Source organism: Helicobacter pylori (genome assembly GCF_003637665.1).
Lineage (GTDB): Bacteria > Campylobacterota > Campylobacteria > Campylobacterales > Helicobacteraceae > Helicobacter > Helicobacter pylori_CK.
In genome coordinates, this window is the sequence record NZ_MVWR01000001.1 from 276,419 (window position 1) to 296,557 (window position 20,139).

General features: G+C 39.3%; 19 protein-coding genes. 16 read left to right on the forward strand and 3 right to left on the reverse strand.

The window, feature by feature from the left end; all coding sequences use genetic code 11:
- Positions 1-16: 16 nt before the first annotated feature.
- From EAL49_RS01385 to rimP, 6 genes are read left to right on the forward strand one after another with little or no spacing between them, the layout of a single operon-like run.
- Positions 17-490 carry a tRNA threonylcarbamoyladenosine biosynthesis protein TsaB gene (locus EAL49_RS01385; RefSeq protein ID WP_162973064.1) on the forward strand — a complete coding sequence of 158 codons (474 nt, stop codon included), beginning with the start codon at positions 17-19 and terminating at the stop codon, positions 488-490.
- 53 nt (positions 491-543) lie between these two features.
- Positions 544-1,425, forward strand: a complete 882-nt coding sequence (gene thrB, locus EAL49_RS01390) for a homoserine kinase (protein ID WP_000261726.1) — start codon at positions 544-546, stop codon at positions 1,423-1,425.
- On the forward strand, positions 1,412-1,666 hold the full coding sequence (locus EAL49_RS01395) for a DUF448 domain-containing protein (protein WP_001232482.1): 255 nt from the start codon (positions 1,412-1,414) through the stop codon (positions 1,664-1,666). Before thrB ends, EAL49_RS01395 begins: the two co-directional genes overlap by 14 nt.
- Positions 1,663-4,515: a translation initiation factor IF-2 gene (infB, locus tag EAL49_RS01400; protein WP_120828384.1), complete on the forward strand. Its 2,853-nt coding sequence runs from the start codon at positions 1,663-1,665 to the stop codon at positions 4,513-4,515. Before EAL49_RS01395 ends, infB begins: the two co-directional genes overlap by 4 nt.
- A complete protein-coding gene (rbfA, locus tag EAL49_RS01405) occupies positions 4,515-4,850 on the forward strand; it encodes a 30S ribosome-binding factor RbfA (RefSeq protein WP_033761304.1) in 336 nt (111 codons plus the stop codon). Before infB ends, rbfA begins: the two co-directional genes overlap by 1 nt.
- A complete protein-coding gene (gene rimP, locus EAL49_RS01410) occupies positions 4,843-5,283 on the forward strand; it encodes a ribosome maturation factor RimP (protein ID WP_000162254.1) in 441 nt (146 codons plus the stop codon). Before rbfA ends, rimP begins: the two co-directional genes overlap by 8 nt.
- A 107-nt stretch (positions 5,284-5,390) precedes the next feature.
- Here the strand turns inward: rimP and acs are convergent, their stop codons facing one another.
- Positions 5,391-7,379: an acetate--CoA ligase gene (gene acs, locus EAL49_RS01415; protein ID WP_120828386.1), complete on the reverse strand. Its 1,989-nt coding sequence runs from the start codon at positions 7,377-7,379 to the stop codon at positions 5,391-5,393.
- A 198-nt stretch (positions 7,380-7,577) separates the two neighbouring features.
- On the opposite strand from acs, the gene EAL49_RS01420 reads away from it, so the two are divergent.
- The 3 genes from EAL49_RS01420 to EAL49_RS08225 all read left to right on the forward strand — a co-directional run bounded on the left by EAL49_RS01420 (position 7,578) and on the right by EAL49_RS08225 (position 9,960).
- Positions 7,578-8,690, forward strand: coding sequence for a metallophosphoesterase (locus tag EAL49_RS01420; RefSeq protein WP_120828388.1), 1,113 nt, complete (start codon positions 7,578-7,580; stop codon positions 8,688-8,690).
- A gap of 339 nt (positions 8,691-9,029) precedes the next feature.
- Positions 9,030-9,701, forward strand: coding sequence for a response regulator-like transcription factor HsrA (hsrA, locus tag EAL49_RS01425; protein WP_001264984.1), 672 nt, complete (start codon positions 9,030-9,032; stop codon positions 9,699-9,701).
- 109 nt (positions 9,702-9,810) lie between these two features.
- Complete coding sequence (locus EAL49_RS08225) at positions 9,811-9,960, forward strand: hypothetical protein (protein WP_162973052.1); 150 nt, start codon at positions 9,811-9,813, stop codon at positions 9,958-9,960.
- A 711-nt stretch (positions 9,961-10,671) separates the two neighbouring features.
- Here the strand turns inward: EAL49_RS08225 and EAL49_RS01430 are convergent.
- Both EAL49_RS01430 and flhA read right to left on the reverse strand, forming a co-directional pair.
- Positions 10,672-11,715, reverse strand: coding sequence for a 3',5'-cyclic-nucleotide phosphodiesterase (locus EAL49_RS01430; RefSeq protein ID WP_162973065.1), 1,044 nt, complete (start codon positions 11,713-11,715; stop codon positions 10,672-10,674).
- 30 nt (positions 11,716-11,745) lie between these two features.
- Complete coding sequence (gene flhA / locus EAL49_RS01435) at positions 11,746-13,947, reverse strand: flagellar biosynthesis protein FlhA (protein WP_120828390.1); 2,202 nt, start codon at positions 13,945-13,947, stop codon at positions 11,746-11,748.
- 140 nt (positions 13,948-14,087) lie between these two features.
- Between flhA and rpsO the strand changes: the two genes are divergently transcribed.
- The 7 genes from rpsO to ylxH all read left to right on the forward strand — a co-directional run bounded on the left by rpsO (position 14,088) and on the right by ylxH (position 20,138).
- Positions 14,088-14,360, forward strand: a complete 273-nt coding sequence (gene rpsO, locus EAL49_RS01440; RefSeq protein ID WP_001207122.1) for a 30S ribosomal protein S15 — start codon at positions 14,088-14,090, stop codon at positions 14,358-14,360.
- A gap of 29 nt (positions 14,361-14,389) precedes the next feature.
- The gene (locus EAL49_RS01445) at positions 14,390-15,679 is read left to right on the forward strand and encodes an O-antigen ligase family protein (protein ID WP_120828392.1); all 1,290 of its coding nucleotides are present in this window, start codon (positions 14,390-14,392) and stop codon (positions 15,677-15,679) included.
- A 129-nt stretch (positions 15,680-15,808) separates the two neighbouring features.
- Positions 15,809-16,312, forward strand: coding sequence for a type II 3-dehydroquinate dehydratase (aroQ, locus tag EAL49_RS01450; protein ID WP_000699284.1), 504 nt, complete (start codon positions 15,809-15,811; stop codon positions 16,310-16,312).
- A gap of 13 nt (positions 16,313-16,325) precedes the next feature.
- Positions 16,326-17,399 (forward strand): aminopeptidase, encoded by a 1,074-nt coding sequence (locus EAL49_RS01455; RefSeq protein ID WP_120828394.1) that lies wholly within the window; start codon positions 16,326-16,328, stop codon positions 17,397-17,399.
- Positions 17,399-17,887, forward strand: coding sequence for a 2-amino-4-hydroxy-6-hydroxymethyldihydropteridine diphosphokinase (gene folK, locus EAL49_RS01460; protein WP_162973066.1), 489 nt, complete (start codon positions 17,399-17,401; stop codon positions 17,885-17,887). The genes EAL49_RS01455 and folK overlap by 1 nt, the downstream gene beginning before the upstream one ends.
- The gene (flhF, locus tag EAL49_RS01465) at positions 17,884-19,257 is read left to right on the forward strand and encodes a flagellar biosynthesis GTPase FlhF (protein ID WP_162973067.1); all 1,374 of its coding nucleotides are present in this window, start codon (positions 17,884-17,886) and stop codon (positions 19,255-19,257) included. Before folK ends, flhF begins: the two co-directional genes overlap by 4 nt.
- Positions 19,254-20,138 (forward strand): flagellum site-determining protein YlxH, encoded by an 885-nt coding sequence (gene ylxH / locus EAL49_RS01470; RefSeq protein ID WP_100975000.1) that lies wholly within the window; start codon positions 19,254-19,256, stop codon positions 20,136-20,138. Before flhF ends, ylxH begins: the two co-directional genes overlap by 4 nt.
- Position 20,139 lies beyond the last annotated feature (1 nt).

Below are 20,139 nucleotides of genomic sequence, written 5' to 3' on the forward strand. Positions count from 1 at the left end.
TAATTAGGGTTTATTTTTGGAATTGGATTTAGCGCTTATCTCTTTAGGCGAGGGGGTCTTGCTTGGGGTGTATCAAAACAATTTTTTATGCGCTTCTTACACTTCCAAATCAAAAACAAGTGAAGCTTTAGTGGAAGTTTTTTCGCAATTATTTGAAGATTTTAAAAACCCTACTTTACCGGCGATTAAAGGGGTTTATTACGCTAAAGGGCCAGGGAGTTTCACTAGCCTAAAGCTCACGCATGTTTTCTTACACACTTTGGCTTTAATCCATGACTTTGAACTCTATTCCACCACAGGCTTTGATTTTAACGACAACACGCCCATTTTGGCGTATGCCAATAAATACTTTGTTTCAAAAGAAAGGGAAAGCTTGAGCGATTTTAAAGATTTGAAAATTGTGCCAAAAGATTTCATGCTGCCCCCCTTTTTAGAGAAAGACAAATTCACCCAATTGAACACGCCGTTTTACATTTTGCCTCCTATTTAGTGTATAATGCTAGTTTTAAAAATGAAAGGGTATCAACAATAGGGGTTTAAAATTTGGTAGTGAGTGTTCCTGCAACGAGTGCGAATTTAGGCCCCGGTTTTGATTGCTTGGGTTTGAGCTTGAATTTACGCAATCGTTTTTTTATTGAGCCTAGCAGCTTCCATGCGGTGAAATTGGTTGGGGAGGGTGAGGGGATTCCTAAGTTTTTAACCAACAATATCTTCACTAAAGTGTTTTATGAGATTTTAAAAAAGCATGGGAATGACGGATCGTTTAAATTTTTATTGCATAATAAAGTCCCTATTACAAGGGGCATGGGGTCTAGCTCGGCGATGATTGTGGGTGCGGTCGCTTCAGCGTTTGCGTTTTTAGGGTTTGATTTTGATAGAGAAAATATTGTCAATACCGCTCTAATTTATGAAAACCACCCGGATAATATCACTCCGGCGGTGTTTGGGGGGTATAATGCAGCGTTTGTGGAAAAAAAGAAAGTGATAAGTTTAAAAACCAAAATCCCCTCTTTTTTAAAAGCGGTGATGGTGATCCCTAATAGGGCCATTTCCACCAAGCAATCGCGCCATCTCTTGCCCAAGCGTTACAGCGTGCAAGAAAGCGTGTTTAACCTTTCGCATGCGAGTTTGATGACGATGGCGATTGTGCAAGGGAAGTGGGACTTGTTGCGTTGTTGTTCTAAAGACAGGATGCATCAATATAAGCGCATGCAAACTTATCCTGTGTTGTTTGCGATCCAAAAGATCGCTTTAGAAAATAACGCCTTAATGAGTACGCTTTCAGGGAGCGGTTCGTCGTTTTTTAACATGTGTTATGAAGAAGACGCTCCCAAATTAAAGCAGGTTTTGAGCAAGAAGTTCCCTAAATTTAGGGTAGCGGTTTTAGATTTTGATAATGATGGGGTTCTTATTGAGAAAGACTGAAATTAAAATCCGCATGTGTGTGGCGTGCAGAATGCGCCAACCTCAAAAGGATTTGTTGCGTTTGAAAAGCTTTGACAATCAAATCATGGAGTTTGATGGCAAAGGCCGTAGTTTTTATGTGTGTGGAAATTGTTTGAAAAATGGAGAAAAAAAGTTGTTGAAAGCGGTTTCAAAAATGAAGAATGCCCCAAAAGATACCAAAAACATCATTACTTGGATTAAGGAGAGAAGCATAGCATGAGTGGTATGGTTGATTTAAAAGAATTTTTAGCCGAGCTTGGTAAGACCCAAAAAGAGCTTAAAAATGTGATCGAGCAAGCCAAAGATATTGGTTTAGAGCTTAAGACAAATTCTAAAATGACCCCAGAGCAGGCAGGCAAGCTATACAAATACATTGTGGATGGCATTAAAGAACAAATACAAGCCAATCAACCCACTAAAAATCCTGAACAAGACAATAAAGACGATTTGAATACAGCCGTAGCGTCTAAATCTCTTAACAAAAAGGTTTCTAAAACGCCTAAAAAAGAAGAAAAAAGCCAGCCAAAGCCCAAAAAAACTAAAGAAAAGAAAAAAGAAGCTCCTGCACCCATTGCTAAAAAGAAGGGAGGGATAGAGATTGTCAATACTTTTGAAGACCAAACGCCCCCTCAAACGCCCCCTATAGAAAACACCCCTAAAGTGGTTAGCCATTCTCAAATAGAAAAAGCCAAGCAAAAACTCCAAGAAATCCAAAAAAGCCGAGAAGCCCTAAATAAGCTCACCCAAAGCAACGCTAACAACGCTAACAGCACCAATAACGCTAATAACGCTAAAAAAGAAATCAGCGAAGTTAAAAAGCAAGAGCAAGAGATCAAACGCCATGAAAACATTAAAAGACGCACCGGTTTTAGGGTGATTAAACGCAACGATGAAACAGAAAATGAAATTGAAAACGGCGTAACAGAAAGCAAAAAACCCACTCAAAGCGCGGCGGCTATTTTTGAAGACATTAAAAAAGAATGGCAAGAAAAAGACAAACAAGAGGCTAAAAAAGTTAAAAAACCCAGTAAGCCCAAAGCCACCCCCACAGCCAAAAACAACAAATCCCATAAAATTGATTTGAGCGATGCGAGGGATTTTAAGGGCAATGATATTTATGATGATGAAACCGATGAAATCTTATTGTTTGATTTGCATGAACAAGATAATCTCAATAAGGAAGAAGAGGAAAAAGAAACCCGCCAAAATATCAACGACAGGGTGCGCGTCCAAAGAAAAAACCCTTGGATGAATGAAAGCGGGATCAAACGACAATCCAAGAAAAAACGCGCATTCCGTAACGATAACAGCCAAAAAGTGATCCAAAGCGCGATTGCAATCCCTGAAGAAGTGCGCGTCTATGAATTCGCGCAAAAAGCGAATTTGAATTTAGCCGATGTGATTAAAACCCTCTTTAATTTAGGGCTTATGGTAACTAAAAACGACTTTTTGGATAAGGATAGCATAGAAATTTTAGCCGAAGAGTTCCATTTAGAAGTTTCTGTTCAAAACACCCTAGAAGAATTTGAAGTAGAAGAAGTGCTAGAGGGGGTGAAAAAAGAGCGCCCACCTGTGGTTACTATCATGGGGCATGTTGATCATGGTAAAACTTCACTACTGGATAAAATCCGTGATAAAAGAGTCGCTCACACTGAAGCTGGGGGGATCACTCAGCACATTGGCGCTTACATGGTAGAAAAGAATGACAAATGGGTGTCTTTCATTGACACCCCAGGGCATGAAGCCTTTAGCCAGATGCGTAATCGTGGGGCTCAAGTTACAGATATTGCAGTGATTGTGATAGCGGCTGATGATGGGGTGAAGCAGCAGACTATTGAAGCTTTAGAGCATGCAAAGGCCGCTAATGTGCCTGTGATTTTTGCGATGAATAAAATGGATAAGCCTAATGTCAATCCGGACAAGCTCAAAGCCGAATGCGCTGAGCTTGGCTATAACCCTGTGGATTGGGGCGGAGAGCATGAGTTTATCCCTGTTTCGGCTAAAACGGGCGATGGCATTGACAATTTATTAGAAACCATTCTTATCCAAGCGGATATTATGGAATTAAAAGCCATAGAAGAGGGCAGCGCTAGAGCGGTTGTTTTAGAAGGAAGCGTGGAAAAAGGGCGTGGGGCAGTGGCCACTGTGATTGTCCAAAGCGGGACTTTGAGCGTGGGGGATAGTTTTTTTGCCGAAACGGCGTTTGGTAAAGTAAGAACGATGACTGACGATCAAGGCAAGAGCATTCAAAATTTAAAACCCTCTATGGTGGCTCTCATCACAGGCTTAAGCGAAGTGCCTCCTGCAGGATCTGTTTTAATAGGGGTAGAAAACGATTCTATCGCACGCTTACAAGCTCAAAAGAGGGCGACTTATTTGCGCCAAAAAGCCTTGAGTAAAAGCACTAAAGTGTCTTTTGATGAGCTTTCAGAAATGGTCGCTAATAAGGAATTAAAAAATATTCCTGTAGTCATTAAAGCGGATACGCAAGGAAGCTTAGAAGCCATTAAAAACAGCTTGTTAGAGCTTAATAACGAAGAAGTGGCGATTCAAGTGATCCACTCAGGGGTGGGGGGTATTACTGAGAATGATTTGAGCTTGGTTTCTAGCAGTGAGCATGCGGTGATTTTAGGCTTTAACATCCGCCCTACCGGTAATGTGAAAAATAAGGCTAAAGAATACAATGTGAGCATTAAAACTTACACGGTGATTTATGCGTTGATTGAAGAAATGCGATCGCTGTTATTAGGCTTGATGAGCCCTATCATTGAAGAAGAGCATACCGGACAAGCGGAAGTGAGAGAAACCTTTAATATCCCTAAAGTTGGCACGATAGCCGGGTGTGTGGTGAGCGATGGGGTGATCGCTCGTGGCATTAAGGCGCGTTTGATTAGGGATGGCGTGGTGGTTCATACCGGCGAAATCCTTTCTTTGAAACGCTTTAAAGACGATGTGAAAGAAGTTTCTAAGGGCTATGAGTGCGGGATCATGCTAGACAATTATAATGAGATTAAAGTGGGCGATGTGTTTGAAACCTATAAAGAAATCCATAAAAAAAGAACCCTCTAATGAACGCTCATAAAGAACGCTTAGAATCCAATCTTTTAGAATTACTACAAGAGGCTTTAGCGAGCTTGAATGATGGCGAGTTGAATTCTTTAAGCGTTACTAAAGTGGAATGCTCTAAAGGGAAACACCACGCTTATGTGTTTGTGCTTTCATCAGATCATAAAATCCTTTCCAAATTAAAAAAAGCTGAGGGTCTTATCAGGCAATTTGTTTTGCAAGCGAGCGGGTGGTTTAAATGCCCAAAACTCAGTTTTGTTTTAGATGATAGTTTAGAAAAGCAGCTCCGCCTAGACGCCTTATTTAATGAAATCGCTAAAGGGAAAGATAATGACTAAAAAAATAGAAGAGAAAATAGAGGGCGTGATTGAAAGTTTGGGTTATTTGCTTTATGATGTGAGTTTAGTTAAAGAAAATGAGCAGCATGTTTTAAGGGTGAGCCTTAAAAACCCTAATGGGGCGGTCAGCTTGGATATTTGCCAACAAGTGAGCGAGGTGATTTCGCCCTTATTAGATGTGTGCGATTTTATTCAAGACGCTTATATTTTGGAAGTGAGCTCTATGGGGTTAGAAAGAACGCTTAAAACCCCCAAACACTTCAAGCTTTCTTTAGGTGAAAAAGTGGAAGTCAAACTCACCAATAAAGAAAGCTTTCAAGCCGTCCTTAAAGACGCTAACGATTTGAGCGCGGATTTTGAATTAGAGGATCACGCTATCAAAAGCGTGGAGTATAAAGATTTAAAGAAAGTTAAAACGCTTTTTGAGTGGTGAAATAACGCTAATCGGTAGCGTTTGCACACCCTATAAGAGATTATCGCTTGATTGAAATCGGACTCTTATTATTTGGCTAAAAAACGCTAAAAAGCATTTTTTAGATTTCACTCCTCCATTTGAGCGATGCTCATTATTTCTTTAACCACATTCACATCTTCTAGCGTGCTTAAATCTTGAGTGATGGGCTCTTTTTTGGCGATAGATTTCAAAAGCCTTCTCATGATTTTCCCGCTCCTGGTTTTAGGCAAACCTGGCACATACATGACATTGTCTAATTTAGCGATCTTTCCAATTTCAACGGATAAGATATGATTCATTTCTTTTAACAATTCTAAACTCTCGCCAAGATTGCATTTAGCCCCATCGCACAGCACCACAAACGCAAACAAGCCCTCTCCTTTAATCGTATCAGGGATACCCACCACCGCGCATTCAACCACCATTTCATGTTTAGAAATAGCGCTCTCCACTTCAGCCGTGCCAATCCTGTGCCCGCTCACATTCACAATATCATCTGTGCGCCCAATAATAGTAATGTATCCGTTTTCATCCACGATAGCGCCATCTCCAGAGAGGTAGACATATTCCCCATTCAACTTGATCTGAGAAAAATAGCTATCAATGTATCGTTTTTCATCGCCCCAAATGTTTCTTACCATAGAAGGCCATGGCTTAGTGATGCATAAAAACCCTTGCTCTCCGGGCTTTGTTTTGGTGCCGTCTTCGTTTAAAACTTCTGCATGGATGCCAGGCAAAGGTAAAGTTGCACAGCTGGCCCTTATAGGCGTAGCTCCCGGTAAAGGGCTGATGATATGCCCGCCTGTTTCTGTCTGCCACCAAGTATCCACGATACTGCATTTTGAATTGCCGATTTTTTCATAAAACCATTTCCATGCCGTAGGGTTAATGGGCTCTCCCACCGTTCCTAAAACTTTGAGTGAGTCTAAATTATACTTTAAGGGTTCGTTTTCGCCTTTAGCATGCAGCATTCTTATAGCGGTGGGGGAAGTGTAGAATTTATCCACGCGGTATTCTTCTATCATCCTCCACCATCTCCCATAATCCGGATAAGACATCGTGCCTTCTAGTATCAAAGTTGTCGCCCCACAAGCTAAGGGCCCATAAACCACATAAGTGTGCCCTGTGATCCAACCAATATCAGCGGTGCACCAAAAATTATCGTTATCTCTAATATCAAAAACCCACTCCATCGTCATTTGTGCCCACAGCAAATACCCCGCACTGCTGTGTTGAACGCCTTTAGGTTTCCCGGTTGATCCGCTTGTATAGAGCAAGAATAAAGGATCTTCAGAGTCCATCATTTCAAGTTCGCATTTATCGGATTGGTAATTGACCATTTCATTATAGACAAAATCGCGCCCTCTCACATAGTCAATCTCTTTGGCGTTTCGTATCACAATGAGCGCTTTTTCCACGCTAGGGCAGGCGTTATTTTCTAGAGCCTTGTCAAGGGCTGGCTTGAGCATGTAGGGTTTGCCTTTTCTAAAAGTCCCATCCGCTGTGATAACTAATTTGGCTTGAGCGTCGTTGATCCTATCCCTCAAAGCTTCAGGGCTAAACCCAGCAAAAACGATGCTATGGATCGCTCCAATCCTAGCGCATGCGAGCATCATATAAACGCTTTCTACAATCATAGGCATATAGATAATGACTCTATCGCCTTTTTTGACATTGAATTCGTTTTTTAAAAGGTTGGCTGTTTTATTGACTTCAGAGTGGAGTTTTCTGTAAGTGATGACATTATAATCCCCCATTTCCCCTTCAAAAATGATCGCTACTTTATTTTTTTTGTCTTTTAAATGCCTGTCTATGCAATTGTAAGAAACATTGATTTTGCCGTTTTCAAACCATTTGAAAAAAGGGGCGTTATCGCTGTTTAAAACCTTATCAAAAGGTTTAAACCATGTGAGTTTTTGTTTGGCTAACTCGCCCCAAAAATGTTCATAATCTTCATTGGCTTCATGCACTAAATCTTTATATTCGCACATGTTTTTAATCCTGGCTTGCTTGGCAAACACCCTGTTAGGGTTAAAGATTTTTTTAACGAATTCTAAATCTTCGTCTAATTGCATTGTATCTCCTTTCTATGGTTTTAAGCGCATTTTTTATTATTGTATCCAAACTCACACTCTTTTATTAAAGGGAGGGATACTTTTCTCTTTCTGTGTGGATTGAGACTGATAAAGAAGGAAACAATAGCACGATGAAAGGGTGCATTAGCGTTAATTATGATAGAATGACAGAACACTTTATGGTAATAAAAGGGTGGTATGCTGATCTCCATAGCGTTTTTATTGGTTTTGTGTCTTTTGAATTATAGTTCTTTTAGGATGTTAAAATCGTTTTTAACCTTAAAAAAAATCTCCCAATACGCTTATTTGGGGTTTTTTATCCTTTTGAGCACGGGCGAGGCGGCTTTTGCTTTTTATAGAAATAACATGCCTAGCCATTTGTTTGTTTTGACTTCGGCGTGTTCGTTTGTATCTTTTATTGTTTTTATCCTTTCTTTAAGTTTTTACGGGTTTTCTTACTCCATAGAAAAAATAGATTTTTTGTATTCAAGGCGTAAAAGTTTAAAAAACTTTTTAAAATTGGGGTTTTATCTGGCGTTATTAGGGTATTTTTGGCACGGGTTTTATGAAGGGTTGGCCCGCCCTAAAATCAAAGAAACCCCTATTTATTTGGATAAGCTGGATAAAGAGTTAAAGATCATTTTACTCACAGACATGCATGTGGGGAGTTTGTTGCAAAAAGATTTTGTTGATTACATTGTAGAAGAAGTCAATCAAAAAGAAGTGGATATGGTGCTGATTGGGGGGGATTTAGTGGATGAAAACATTGAAAAAGTCAAATCTTTTTTACTGCCCTTAAACAACCTTAAAAGCACGCATGGCACTTTTTATGTGCCAGGAAATCATGAGTATTATCATGGCATAGAGCCGATTTTATCGTTTCTTGACACGCTTAATTTGACGATTTTAGGGAATGAGTGCGTGCATTTAGGGGGGATCAATTTGTGCGGTGTGTATGATTATTTCGCAAGGAAGCGTCAAAATTTTGCCCCTGATATTGACAAAGCTTTAAAAAAGCGTGATAGTAGTAAGCCTACGATCCTTTTGGCCCACCAGCCCAAACAAATTAGAAGCCTCAAAGAAGGCCACTCTGTAGATTTAGTGCTTTCAGGGCATACCCATGCAGGGCAAATCTTCCCCTTTAGCCTTTTAGTCAAGTTGGCGCAAACCTATCTATATGGTTTATACAAGCACAGCCCCACCACTCAAATTTACGTGAGCAGTGGGGCAGGGTATTGGGGTGTTCCTTTAAGGTTTTTAGCCCCTAGCGAGATCGCATACCTTAGGCTTTTACCTAAAAATCAAGCTTAGTTGAACAAAATCTTAAAATCGTAATCAAGCGGTTAAAAACAAGGAGTTAAAAAACAACCGCCAAGACAAAGGGAAAGGAGGGGGAGGTGACCCTTCAATCTTAGCGGTGCCAACCAAACCATAAGGAATGGTTGGATTTGTAATTATACAATAAAATGGTGATTTTTAGCAAATGATTTTAAAAATTATCCATAAAAACGCTCAAAGGTATTTTTACAACCAATAACCAAGGGCTTGATTTTAATCAAGCGATAACTTTTATTAATATTTTCTTAAACTAATTTAAAATTATGATATAATCAGTGCTTGAATTACTCTTAAATGCAGGAGTCATACACCATGCGCGTTCTACTGATTGAAAAAAATTCTGTTTTGGGTGGAGAAATTGAAAAAGGCTTAAATGTTAAAGGCTTTATGGCTGATGTAACAGAGAGTTTAGAGGATGGGGAATATCTTATGGATATTAGGAACTATGACTTGGTTATGGTTAGCGATAAAAATGCTTTAAGTTTTGTTTCTAGAATCAAGGAAAAGCATTCTTCTATTGTTGTTTTAGTTTCTTCTGATAACCCTACAAGCGAGGAAGAAGTCCATGCGTTTGAGCAGGGTGCGGACGATTACATCGCTAAGCCTTACCGCAGCATTAAGGCTTTAGTCGCAAGGATTGAGGCTCGTTTGAGGTTTTGGGGTTCTAATGTGATTGAAATTGGGGATTTGACCATTAGCCCTGATGAAGAAAAGATTATTTACAAGGGGCGTGAAGTTGAAGTGAAAGGGAAGCCCTTTGAGGTGCTTACCCATCTTGCCAGACATAGGGATCAAATCGTCTCCAAAGAACAGCTTTTAGACGCTATTTGGGAAGAGCCTGAAATGGTTACCCCTAATGTCATTGAAGTGGCTATCAATCAAATCCGCCAAAAAATGGATAAACCCTTGGGGATTTCCACGGTTGAAACCGTAAGGCGCAGAGGCTATCGTTTTTGCTACCCCAAACCGGCGTGTGAAGAATAAATTCTTTTTGCTAAAAATAGATTAGAATGAGAGTGTGGAGCGGATAAAATCAAATATTTTAATAGCGATAATAGAGACACTCGTATCATGTTGGTGTTTAGCTAGGAGCGTGATCATTTTATCTGCGATTAGTAGGGTGTTTTGGTTAAACCCTTATCGGATAAATAAAAATAACCATGTTTCTTTGTTGGAATTAGAAAGCTATAAAACAAGGGCGGTCGCTGACGATAAGTCGGTATTGTTAGATTTTGTTTTGTAAGGTTGGCATAGTTAAACAAATCCCCCATAAGGAGATGTCTATGGGGGAGATAAGGCTTAACCTTTAAGAAAACTCAAAACAAAACAATATTAGCAAAACTTTACTAACTTGTCAAGTCCTAACACAAAAATGCAAACTTTGGCTCCGTTTTCATTGGATATTGAAAAAGTCTTATTTTTGTGGGATTTTTATGGGATACAAGAAAAATACACAAAGAAAACGCTAGCTAAACCCTAGCTTGCACTAAAATTTTAGTATAGTGGCGTTGTGAGAACCATTAAAACTATGATTGCTAATAGTAGTTTCATAGTTGGTCATCTCCTTTTTAAGATAGCCGCTCACTATTACCCCAAACCCTAACATGCTCCAAATACCCGCAACAAAAAAACAATAAAATAGAGAGATAACTTAAAATGATTATTTGCGTTGGCGTGATGATAATTTAAAAAACCTAAAAATACTAAAAAAGCGTTTTTTACAATCAAATTATTAAAAGAGCTTGATTTTAATCAAGCGATGGATTTTTAAGTGCTCTTTTGGGGGTTATGGGGGTTAGTTGGAGGTTTGTAGGGGGAGAATTATTTTAAAACACCCCTTATTCCCTTAAAAAATAAGTTTTTGCCATAAAACGATGGAAAATTTTTAAACCTTATCAAAAAGAGTTTTTAAACTCTTGTTAGTTTTTGTTAGCTTTTTCTAAACAGCTTAGTTTTAAGCGTTATTGAAGATTTCTTCAATTTGTTCTTTAATATCCCTATAATTGAAACTCTCTCTAAAACCATCAATCTTGCCTCCGCTCGCATTCCTATGCCCACCCCCATTAAAACACATTTGACTGAGTTCGCACACATCGCAATTCCCATTCGCTCTTAAGCTCACATTCCCTTTAGCGTTCACATCCATATAAAAATCAAAATCCGGATTTTGCGTTAAAAAAAGGTTAGCCAACACGCTAATACCCCCCATTGAATAACTTAAAAACCCTTTTTTATCCTGGTAATAAACGCTGCAATCATGCTTTTTTAAAGAGAGTAAATGCGTTTGCGCGTTTGAAGAGATATTGTCCATCGTTTCTGTATCAGGGTCGCCCCCTAAAGCGATTTTTTTGAGTTTGAACAAATCATTATCATAGGCTACAGGGGCATTTTCTAAAAACAAATAGTTTTTAACTTCTTCTAAAAGCTTTAATTTATAATTGCGGTTCTCATCATCAAACATGAAACGATTCAATTCAGAGCTTTGGTTAATCATGCGCATACACACCTTGCCTAATTCAAAGCCATAACCTTGCGTGTCCCAAATATCCACAGAATTGACCATTTCCACTAAAGGCTCTAGCCATGTTGTGTTTTTTGGCTCTAAAAGAGCGTAATGCTTTTTCAAAAACTCATACACGATTTTAGTCGCACAGCGGTTCGTGTCTAAAAAATACCAATGGAAACTCTCAGCCACTTCCTTACCGCTGATATGGTGATCTAAAAGCTGGATTTGAATGTTTTTATTTTGCAAGCGGTGTTCTTGGATCTTATCCTGCAAATACTCTGCTTCATTTAAATTCAAATTCAAATCGCTAATCAAAATAAGGAATTCACTCTCTTTAGATTGAGCGATCGCGTTTAGAATTTCATAAATTCTCGCTGAGACTTCACGCCCGTAATTAGCGTTATAGCATTGGATATTTTTAAAAAATTGTTTTGAAACAAGCTGGCATGCATAGCCGTCTAAATCAATGTGTGAAAGGTGGTAAACTTGCATCATTCTCCTTTTTTATCAATTATTTATCCATTAAAAGTTAATATGGATCGTGCCTAAGGCTTCAAAATTAGAGTTAGGATCTAATTCCGCATGGCTTAGCACGACCACATCAATCCTGGCCTGCTCCATTTGATTAGAAAGAGCTTTTCTTAAATTAGGCTCTACAATCAAAATCACCGGAGCGATCCCTTTTTGCAAGACTTTCATGGCCTCTTCAGAGACCCCTTCAATGAGTTTTTGCAATTCGCCCACATTGAGCAGCAAGCTCTTAGAAGCGCCATTTTCTCGCAATTTATTAAGCAAAAATTGTTCGCTATCGGTAGAAAAGGTTAAAAATTTCAAACGCCCGTCTTCAGATTTAAAAGCGTTAGTGATCACCCTAGAAAGCCTCGCCCTCACTTGTTCGGTTAAGATATTCACATCGTTTTGAACCAACGGAGCAATATCGGTAATCGTTTCTAAAATAGTGAGCATGTCTTTAATGGGGATTTTTTCATGCAACAAGGCTTGCAAGACTGATCGGATCGCACCGGTGGGGATTTTTTTACTCTCTTCTACAATCGTAGGATAGTCTTTAGCCAAGCGCTCTAAAAGGGATTTCACTTCATCTTTAGTGATAAAATCTTCAGCGTATTTTTTCACTAATTCGCTGGTGTGCGTCGCAATAACGGTGCTTGGATCAATAATGGTATAGCCTTGAATAATGGCTTCTTCTTTATTTTTAGTTTCAATCCATAAAGCGTCCATTCCAAAAGCCGGCTCTTTAGTGGGAATGCCTTCAATTTCTTTATTCACAAAACCGGTATTCATGGCTAAAAATTTATCCGGCATCACCATGCCCTCACCAATCACAATACCCTTAAGCTTGATTTCATAATGCGTGGGGGGGAGCTGTAAATTATCTCTGATCCTTATTTGAGGCATTAAAAAACCATAATCGCTCGCTATCTTTTTTCTAATGCCCCTAATCCTTTCTAACAAATCGCCCCCTTGTTTCATGTCCGCTAAACTAATGAGCTGATACCCTAAAGCCAACTCTAAAAATTCAATTTTTAACACTTCATCAATGGCTTGTTCTTCTTCTCTTTTAAGCTCTTCTTGGGTTTTAGTCCTTGTGGTGGGGGTGTGGGGTTTGACTTTGGAGCTTTGGGGTTTTTCGCTCAAATCCAGGCCAAATTTTTGACTCAAATAATTCTCTAACTGGGTGAGCAACCCGTCTTTTCCCTCTCTGCTAATCAGCCATGCAACGAATAAAAAGAGACTCCCTACGAACGCTAAAGAAAAGGTAGGGAGTCCAGGAATGATCGCAAAAAGCAATAAAATCGCCCCTACAATCACTAAAGTTTTGCTTTTATTCATAAGCTGTGTGATGAGCTTGGAAGCAAAGTCTTCTTCTTCGTTTTGCGTGGTGCGAGTGGCGACAATACCGGTCGCTGTCGCAATGATTAAAGCAGGGATTTGCCCCACAAGCCCATCGCCAATGGTTAGGATAGTGAAAGTGCTAGCGCTAAAGCTTAAGCTCATATCCCTTTGAAACACGCCCACTAAAAACCCTCCAATAATATTAATAAGCGTGATGATAATAGAAGCGATCGCATCGCCCTTGACAAATTTAGACGCGCCATCCATCGCGCCATAAAAATCCGCTTCTTGGCTTAATGCGGCGCGCCGTTTTTTGGCTTCCTTATCGTCAATCAGCCCTGAATTCAAGTCCGCATCAATCGCCATTTGCTTTCCTGGCATAGCGTCTAGAGCGAATCGCGCCCTCACTTCAGTAACCCTAGTAGAGCCATTAGTAACCACTAATAGATTCACTAACACTAAAATACTAAAGATAATCGCCCCAATCACATAATTCCCGCTCACGCTAAATTCCCCAAACGCTGTGATAATATCGCTCACCGCGCTAGGCCCTTTATAGCCTTGCGTTAAAATCATTCTAGTCGTGGCGACATTTAAAGCCAAGCGGTATAAGGTTACAATGAGCAATAAAGTGGGGAAAGCGCTAAAATCAGTCGGCTTGTCAATATAAAGCCCGATTAAAATAATCAACACCGATAGCGCGATAGAAATCGTGAGTAAAAAATCCAACACAAAAGGCGGTAACGGCACGATAATGATCGCTAAAATCGCTATCACAAAGACCACAAGGGCTAAGTCTTTGGATTGCAAAAAGCGTTTAAAGACAGGGAAAGTCTTTTTAAAAGCTAATTTGGAGCGTTCGTTTGCCATAATCTAAAATCAATGCCTTAATCTGGTAGGTGGTTTGTCTTTTTAGGCTTATTATAATATAAAGTTTAAGCGTATGATACAAAAAAGCTTATTTTACGCTATAATGTGATCTTTATTAAATTACCAATTAGGAGGTCGTTATGGCTTTGAATCTGGAGAAAAAACAAGAAATCATTAAGGCGTTTGCCACTAAGGAAAACGATACGGGTTCTTGTGAAGTGCAAGTGGCGTTGTTGAATGAAAGGATCAAGCTTTTAACCGAGCATTTAAAGGCTAACCCCAAAGATCATTCCAGTCGTTTAGGGCTTTTAAAATTAGTCGCTCAAAGACGCAACTTGTTGAAATACATCAAACGCACCAATCATGCGCGTTATGTGGTTTTGATTGAAAAGCTAGGCATTAAAGACAGGTAGTTTTATCGGTTTTAGGGTATGGCGAGTTTGTGTTGAAAGAGCGTTTGAAGGCCTTTTTTAGTGCGGACTCTGTTTTCACTTTAATTTTTGCTCTTTTCTTTCTCACTTCGTTTAAAAAGCCTTTAACGCAAGTCTTATTGATTGTTTTAATGGTTTTTTTGTTTCTTAGGTGTTATTTTCAAGCGTCTTTGAAAGAAACCTTCGCAATTAATCATTTAAAAACCATGCCTTTTAAATGGCTCACTCTGGCTTTTTTAGGCGTGTTTTTAAGCATCTTCCCTAACATGTTTAACATGTATGATAGCCAAACTTTCCGCTACAATTTATTCGCTCTAAACATGTCCTTAACTTACGCTTGCGGGGCGTTATGCTTGCTTTTTGCCAGCCGTTTAAGAATCAAATTGAATCAAAAAATCCTTTTTTATAGCATGGCTGTTGCAAATTTCATCAACGGCTTGCTTTCATTAGTGCAAAAAATTTATTTTAACATGCCCAGAGCGCAAGGGTTTAGCACGGTTAAGGAGTATGTGGTTTTAGTGAGCGTTTCCATTTTAGGCTGTTATATTTATGCGCTTTATTCGCAAAATCAAAAAGAGAAACTTTTTTTCACCCTTTCTGTTTTTGTGGGGTTTTTAGTCGTTATTTTAAGCGCTACAAGGAGCGCGACAATCGCTTTTGTTATTACTTTTTTAATCCTTTCTTGCTTTATTTTATACGCCAAAAAATCGCTCAAACCATTGGGTTATATGGTGGTTGTGAGTCTTATTTTGAGCGCTTTGTATATGGGGAGTAACGCTTTAGAAAAAAGGGGGGCAATAGAGCAATCTAGGGTTCAAAACCAAACCTTTGAAGAAGATTTGAAACGCTACGCTAAAAAGGACGCTGATAGCAGCATCGGGTGGCGTTTGGAGCGCTGGAAAGAAGCCCTAACGGTTTTGCGTTTAAGGCCCTTTTTTGGTATGGCCGCTAGCGAGAAATGCCAAAGGTTAGAAGAGATTTTATCCTTATCAAAGTCTTATAGGGCAAAAGATTTGATTCTTTGTTATGAAAGATACGACAATCAAATCATTCATGTTCTAGCCACTAGGGGGATCATAGGCTTTTTGATCTGGCTCTTTTTTTTATTAGTTATTGTAAAGATTTTTTGGAGCGGGATCAAGCAAAATTCTTTAATATCATTCTTTATATTAACGGCATTCACTTTTTACCTCATTTTTGGCATCGGGTTTGACCCCTTTGATTTCTTCATTACGGGAAGTTTTTTTGTAGGAATGGTCATGATGGCTGTTTTTTTAAAAAAAGATAAAAGCGCTTTTTAGCATCAAAGAGTTTGATATTAGTCAAGCGGTAGTTTCTTGACAATGCGTTCTTAGGGGATTTAAGGGGTAAGATAAAAACTTATGCTATAATGTGGTCTCATTCCATATTCAACAAGGAGAAATAAATTAATGAAAATTTTAGTGATTCAAGGGCCTAATTTAAACATGTTAGGACACAGAGACCCAAGACTTTATGGCATGGTAACCTTAGACCAAATCCATGAGATCATGCAAACTTTCGTGAAACAAGGCAATTTAGATGTGGAATTAGAGTTTTTTCAAACCAATTTTGAGGGCGAAATCATTGATAAAATCCAAGAGAGCGTGGGCAGCGATTATGAAGGGATCATCATTAACCCTGGAGCGTTTTCGCACACTTCTATTGCGATTGCAGATGCGATCATGCTAGCGGGCAAACCCGTTATTGAAGTGCATCTCACTAACATTCAAGCCAGAGAGGAATTCAGGAAAAATTCTTACACCGGAGCGGCTTGTGGAGGCGTGATCATGGGATTTGGCCCGCTTGGCTACAACATGGCTTTAATGGCGATGGTCAATATTTTAGCCGAAATGAAAGCGTTCCAAGAAGCCCAAAAAAACAACCCTAATAACCCCATTAACAATCAAAAATAAAAGGGGGCTACCTATGAGAGGATTAGAAAGAGAATCGCATTTCACGCTCAATGAAAACGCGATGTTTTTTGAATGCGCTTATAGTTGCGATAACGCTTTGTTTTTGCAATTAGACGATCGCTCGTTTTTTATCACTGATTCTCGCTACACTCAAGAAGCTAAAGAAAGCGTTCAGCCTAAAAATGGCGTTTTAGCGGAAGTGATAGAATCCAGCGATTTAGTGCAGAGTGCGATTGATTTGATCGCAAAGAGTTCGGTTAAAAAGCTCTTTTTTGACCCCAATCAAGTGAATTTGCAAACCTACAAGCGTTTGGATTCGGCGGTTGGGAATAAGGTTATTTTAGAGGGCGTGCCTAGTTACCACCGCCAAAAACGCATCATTAAAAACGATCATGAGATCCAACTCCTCAAAAAATCTCAAGCGTTGAATGTTGAAGCTTTTGAAAATTTTGCCGAGTATGTGAAAAAGATTTTTGATGAAAAAGAATCCTTGAGCGAGCGGTATTTGCAGCATAAGGTTAAGGACTTTTTGACTAAAGAGGGGGTTTATGATCTGAGTTTTGAGCCTATTTTAGCCTTGAATGCGAACGCGAGCAAGCCCCATGCTTTGCCTAGCGCGAAGGATTTTTTAAAAGCGGAGCATAGCATTCTTTTGGATATGGGGATCAAATACGAACGCTATTGCTCGGATAGGACTCGCACGGCTTTTTTTGACCCTAAAGATTTTGTCTTCACAAGAGAGCAGAGTTTCAAGGATAAAGAGCGTCAAAAGATTTATGACATTGTGAAAGAAGCGCAAGAAAAGGCTATTTCAGGCATTAGAGCGGGCATGACCGGTAAAGAAGCGGACGGCTTGGCTAGGGGAGTGATTAGCGATTATGGTTACGGGCAGTATTTCACTCACAGCACCGGGCATGGCATTGGCTTAGACATCCATGAGCTTCCTTATATTTCATCGCGCAGTGGAACCATTTTAGAAGAGGGCATGGTGTTTTCCATAGAGCCTGGGATTTATATCCCTGGATTTTTTGGGGTGCGCATTGAAGATTTAGTGGTGATCAAAAATTCTAGGGCTGAGCTTTTGTGATGCGAGAGATCCTTACTAACCGCTTTTTCCCTAGCCTTTTTAAAAAAAGGCTTGATTTTTCTAACAGGGTGGTTTTAGGGTTGGGATCTAATCTTAAAAATCCTTTAAAAATATTAAAAAATTGTTTTTTATATTTTAAAAATCATAGTAAAATCGGAAAAATTTTTTCTTCGCCTGTTTATATCAATCCGCCTTTTGGTTACACTAACCAACCTAACTTTTATAACGCTACGATTATCCTTAAAACATCTTTAAGTTTGCGCCATTTTTTCGCCCTGGTTTTTTATATAGAAAGGCGTTTTGGGCGCAAAAGGAAGCGCGATTTTAAAGACGCTCCAAGAACTTTAGACATTGATATTATCGCTTTCAACCAAGTCATTTTAAGACAGAATGATTTGATTTTACCTCATCCTAAATGGAGTGAAAGGGATTCGGTGTTGGTGCCGTTAATTTTGCAACAAATTCTTTTTAAAAAAGGGGAGTGGTGAAATTCTATACCTATAGTGGGGAGACGGCCGCTGAAGCTTTAAAGATCGCTCAAAGCCACCATGGGGTGGATACGCTGGTGTTTAAAACCCAAGAAATCCGTAAAAAAACGCTCACTTCTTCTGGGCTTTATGAAATCGTTGTGGCGGTTGAAGAAGAAGAAAGCAAACCCCCTAAAGCTCCCCTTATTCCAGAAAGTTTGTATGATGAAGAATTGAATGAAGAAGATGTGGTCATGCAGCTTTCAAGCACTGTAGAAGAAATGCGCAAACTCGCCGGGGTTTCATCTAATCAGCGCAACTATAGTTTTTCAAAAAATAAGACCCTTTTAGAAAAAGACGCCCCGTTAGAGGATGCGCCTTTAGAGGCTAATAAACAGGACGCTTTATTGCAAGCCTTAAAAGATGAAGCCAACCATAAAAAAGAAAGAGAAAAAAGAGAAGTTAAACAAGAAGAAGAAATTAAAGACATCAATCTGCAATTAAGTAAAATCAGAGACAGCTTAAAACTCATCCAAAACATGTTTTGGGATGAGAAAAACCCCAATTCTATTAATATCCCTCAAGAATTTGCAGAAATTTACAAACTGGCCAAACAAAGCGGGATGAAATCCAGCCATTTAGATGAAATCATGCAATTGAGCCTGGAATTGATGCCTTTACGCATGCGCGAAAATTCCGTAACGATCAAGCGTTATTTTAGAGAAGTGTTGCGCAAAATGATTTTGTGCCGCCCTGAAGATTTGAATTTAAGGCAAAAACGCATCTTAATGCTTGTAGGGCCAACAGGCGTGGGGAAAACGACGACTCTAGCCAAATTAGCTGCACGCTATTCTAGAATGCTAGCGAAAAAATACAAGGTGGGCATTATCACTTTAGACAATTATCGCATTGGGGCTTTAGAGCAATTGAGTTGGTATGCTAATAAAATGAAAATGAGTATAGAAGCGGTGATTGACGCTAAAGATTTTGCTAAAGAAATTGAAGCTTTGGAATACTGCGATTTTATTTTAGTGGATACGACAGGGCATTCGCAATACGATAAAGAAAAAATTGCCGGTTTGAAGGAATTTATAGATGGGGGTTATAATATTGATGTGTCCTTAGTGCTTTCGGTTACCACTAAGTATGAAGACATGAAAGATATTTATGATTCTTTTGGGGTGTTAGGGATTGACACTTTAATCTTTACGAAATTAGATGAGAGTAGGGGGTTAGGGAATTTGTTTTCTTTAGTGCATGAAAGCCAAAAGCCTATCAGCTATCTTTCTGTTGGGCAAGAAGTGCCTATGGATTTGAAAGTGGCTACTAATGAATATTTAGTGGATTGCATGCTAGATGGCTTTAGTAACCTTAATAAGGAACAAGCATGAACAATCAAGCGAGCCGCTTAGATAATTTGATGAATCTTAAAAACCCTAAAAGTTTTTTTGATAATAAAGGGAATACCAAATTCATCGCTATCACAAGCGGTAAGGGAGGCGTGGGGAAATCCAACATTAGCGCTAATTTAGCCTACTCTTTATACAAGAAAGGTTATAAGGTAGGGGTGTTTGATGCGGATATTGGTTTAGCGAATTTAGACGTTATTTTTGGGGTGAAAACCCATAAAAATATCTTGCATGCCTTAAAAGGTGAAGCCAAATTGCAAGAAATTATTTGTGAGATTGAACCTGGGCTTTGCTTAATTCCCGGGGATAGCGGCGAAGAAATATTAAAATACATTAGCGGCGCAGAAGCTTTAGATCAATTCGTGGATGAAGAGGGGGTTTTAAGCTCTTTAGATTATATTGTGGTTGATACGGGAGCTGGGATTGGAGCCACTACACAAGCGTTTTTGAATGCGAGCGATTGCGTGGTGATTGTTACCACACCCGATCCTTCAGCGATTACGGATGCGTATGCATGCATTAAAATCAACTCCAAGAATAAAGATGAATTGTTTCTTATCGCTAACATGGTAGCCCAACCTAAAGAGGGCAGGGCGACTTATGAAAGGCTGTTGAAAGTGGCTAAAAACAATATCGCTTCATTAGAATTGCATTACTTAGGAGCGATTGAAAACAGCTCCTTATTGAAACGCTATGTGAGGGAGCGCAAAATTTTGAGAAAAATAGCCCCTAACGATTTGTTTTCGCAATCCATTGATCAGATAGCGGGCCTTTTAGTTTCTAAATTAGAAACCGGCGCTTTAGAAATACCAAAAGAAGGTTTGAAAAGCTTTTTTAAAAGGCTTTTGAAGTATTTGGGGTAGG

Bases quoted from the DNA above. Each gene is read 5' to 3' on its own strand.
- infB (WP_120828384.1), top strand. From the start codon at position 1,663: ATGAGTGGTATGGTTGATTTAAAAGAATTTTTAGCCGAGCTTGGTAAG.
- flhA (WP_120828390.1), bottom strand. From the start codon at position 13,947: ATGGCAAACGAACGCTCCAAATTAGCTTTTAAAAAGACTTTCCCTGTC.
- hsrA (WP_001264984.1), top strand. From the start codon at position 9,030: ATGCGCGTTCTACTGATTGAAAAAAATTCTGTTTTGGGTGGAGAAATT.
- rpsO (WP_001207122.1), top strand. From the start codon at position 14,088: ATGGCTTTGAATCTGGAGAAAAAACAAGAAATCATTAAGGCGTTTGCC.
- aroQ (WP_000699284.1), top strand. From the start codon at position 15,809: ATGAAAATTTTAGTGATTCAAGGGCCTAATTTAAACATGTTAGGACAC.
- folK (WP_162973066.1), top strand. From the start codon at position 17,399: ATGCGAGAGATCCTTACTAACCGCTTTTTCCCTAGCCTTTTTAAAAAA.
- rimP (WP_000162254.1), top strand. From the start codon at position 4,843: ATGACTAAAAAAATAGAAGAGAAAATAGAGGGCGTGATTGAAAGTTTG.
- rbfA (WP_033761304.1), top strand. From the start codon at position 4,515: ATGAACGCTCATAAAGAACGCTTAGAATCCAATCTTTTAGAATTACTA.
- EAL49_RS01430 (WP_162973065.1), bottom strand. From the start codon at position 11,715: ATGCAAGTTTACCACCTTTCACACATTGATTTAGACGGCTATGCATGC.
- EAL49_RS01455 (WP_120828394.1), top strand. From the start codon at position 16,326: ATGAGAGGATTAGAAAGAGAATCGCATTTCACGCTCAATGAAAACGCG.
- EAL49_RS01420 (WP_120828388.1), top strand. From the start codon at position 7,578: ATGCTGATCTCCATAGCGTTTTTATTGGTTTTGTGTCTTTTGAATTAT.
- acs (WP_120828386.1), bottom strand. From the start codon at position 7,379: ATGCAATTAGACGAAGATTTAGAATTCGTTAAAAAAATCTTTAACCCT.
- ylxH (WP_100975000.1), top strand. From the start codon at position 19,254: ATGAACAATCAAGCGAGCCGCTTAGATAATTTGATGAATCTTAAAAAC.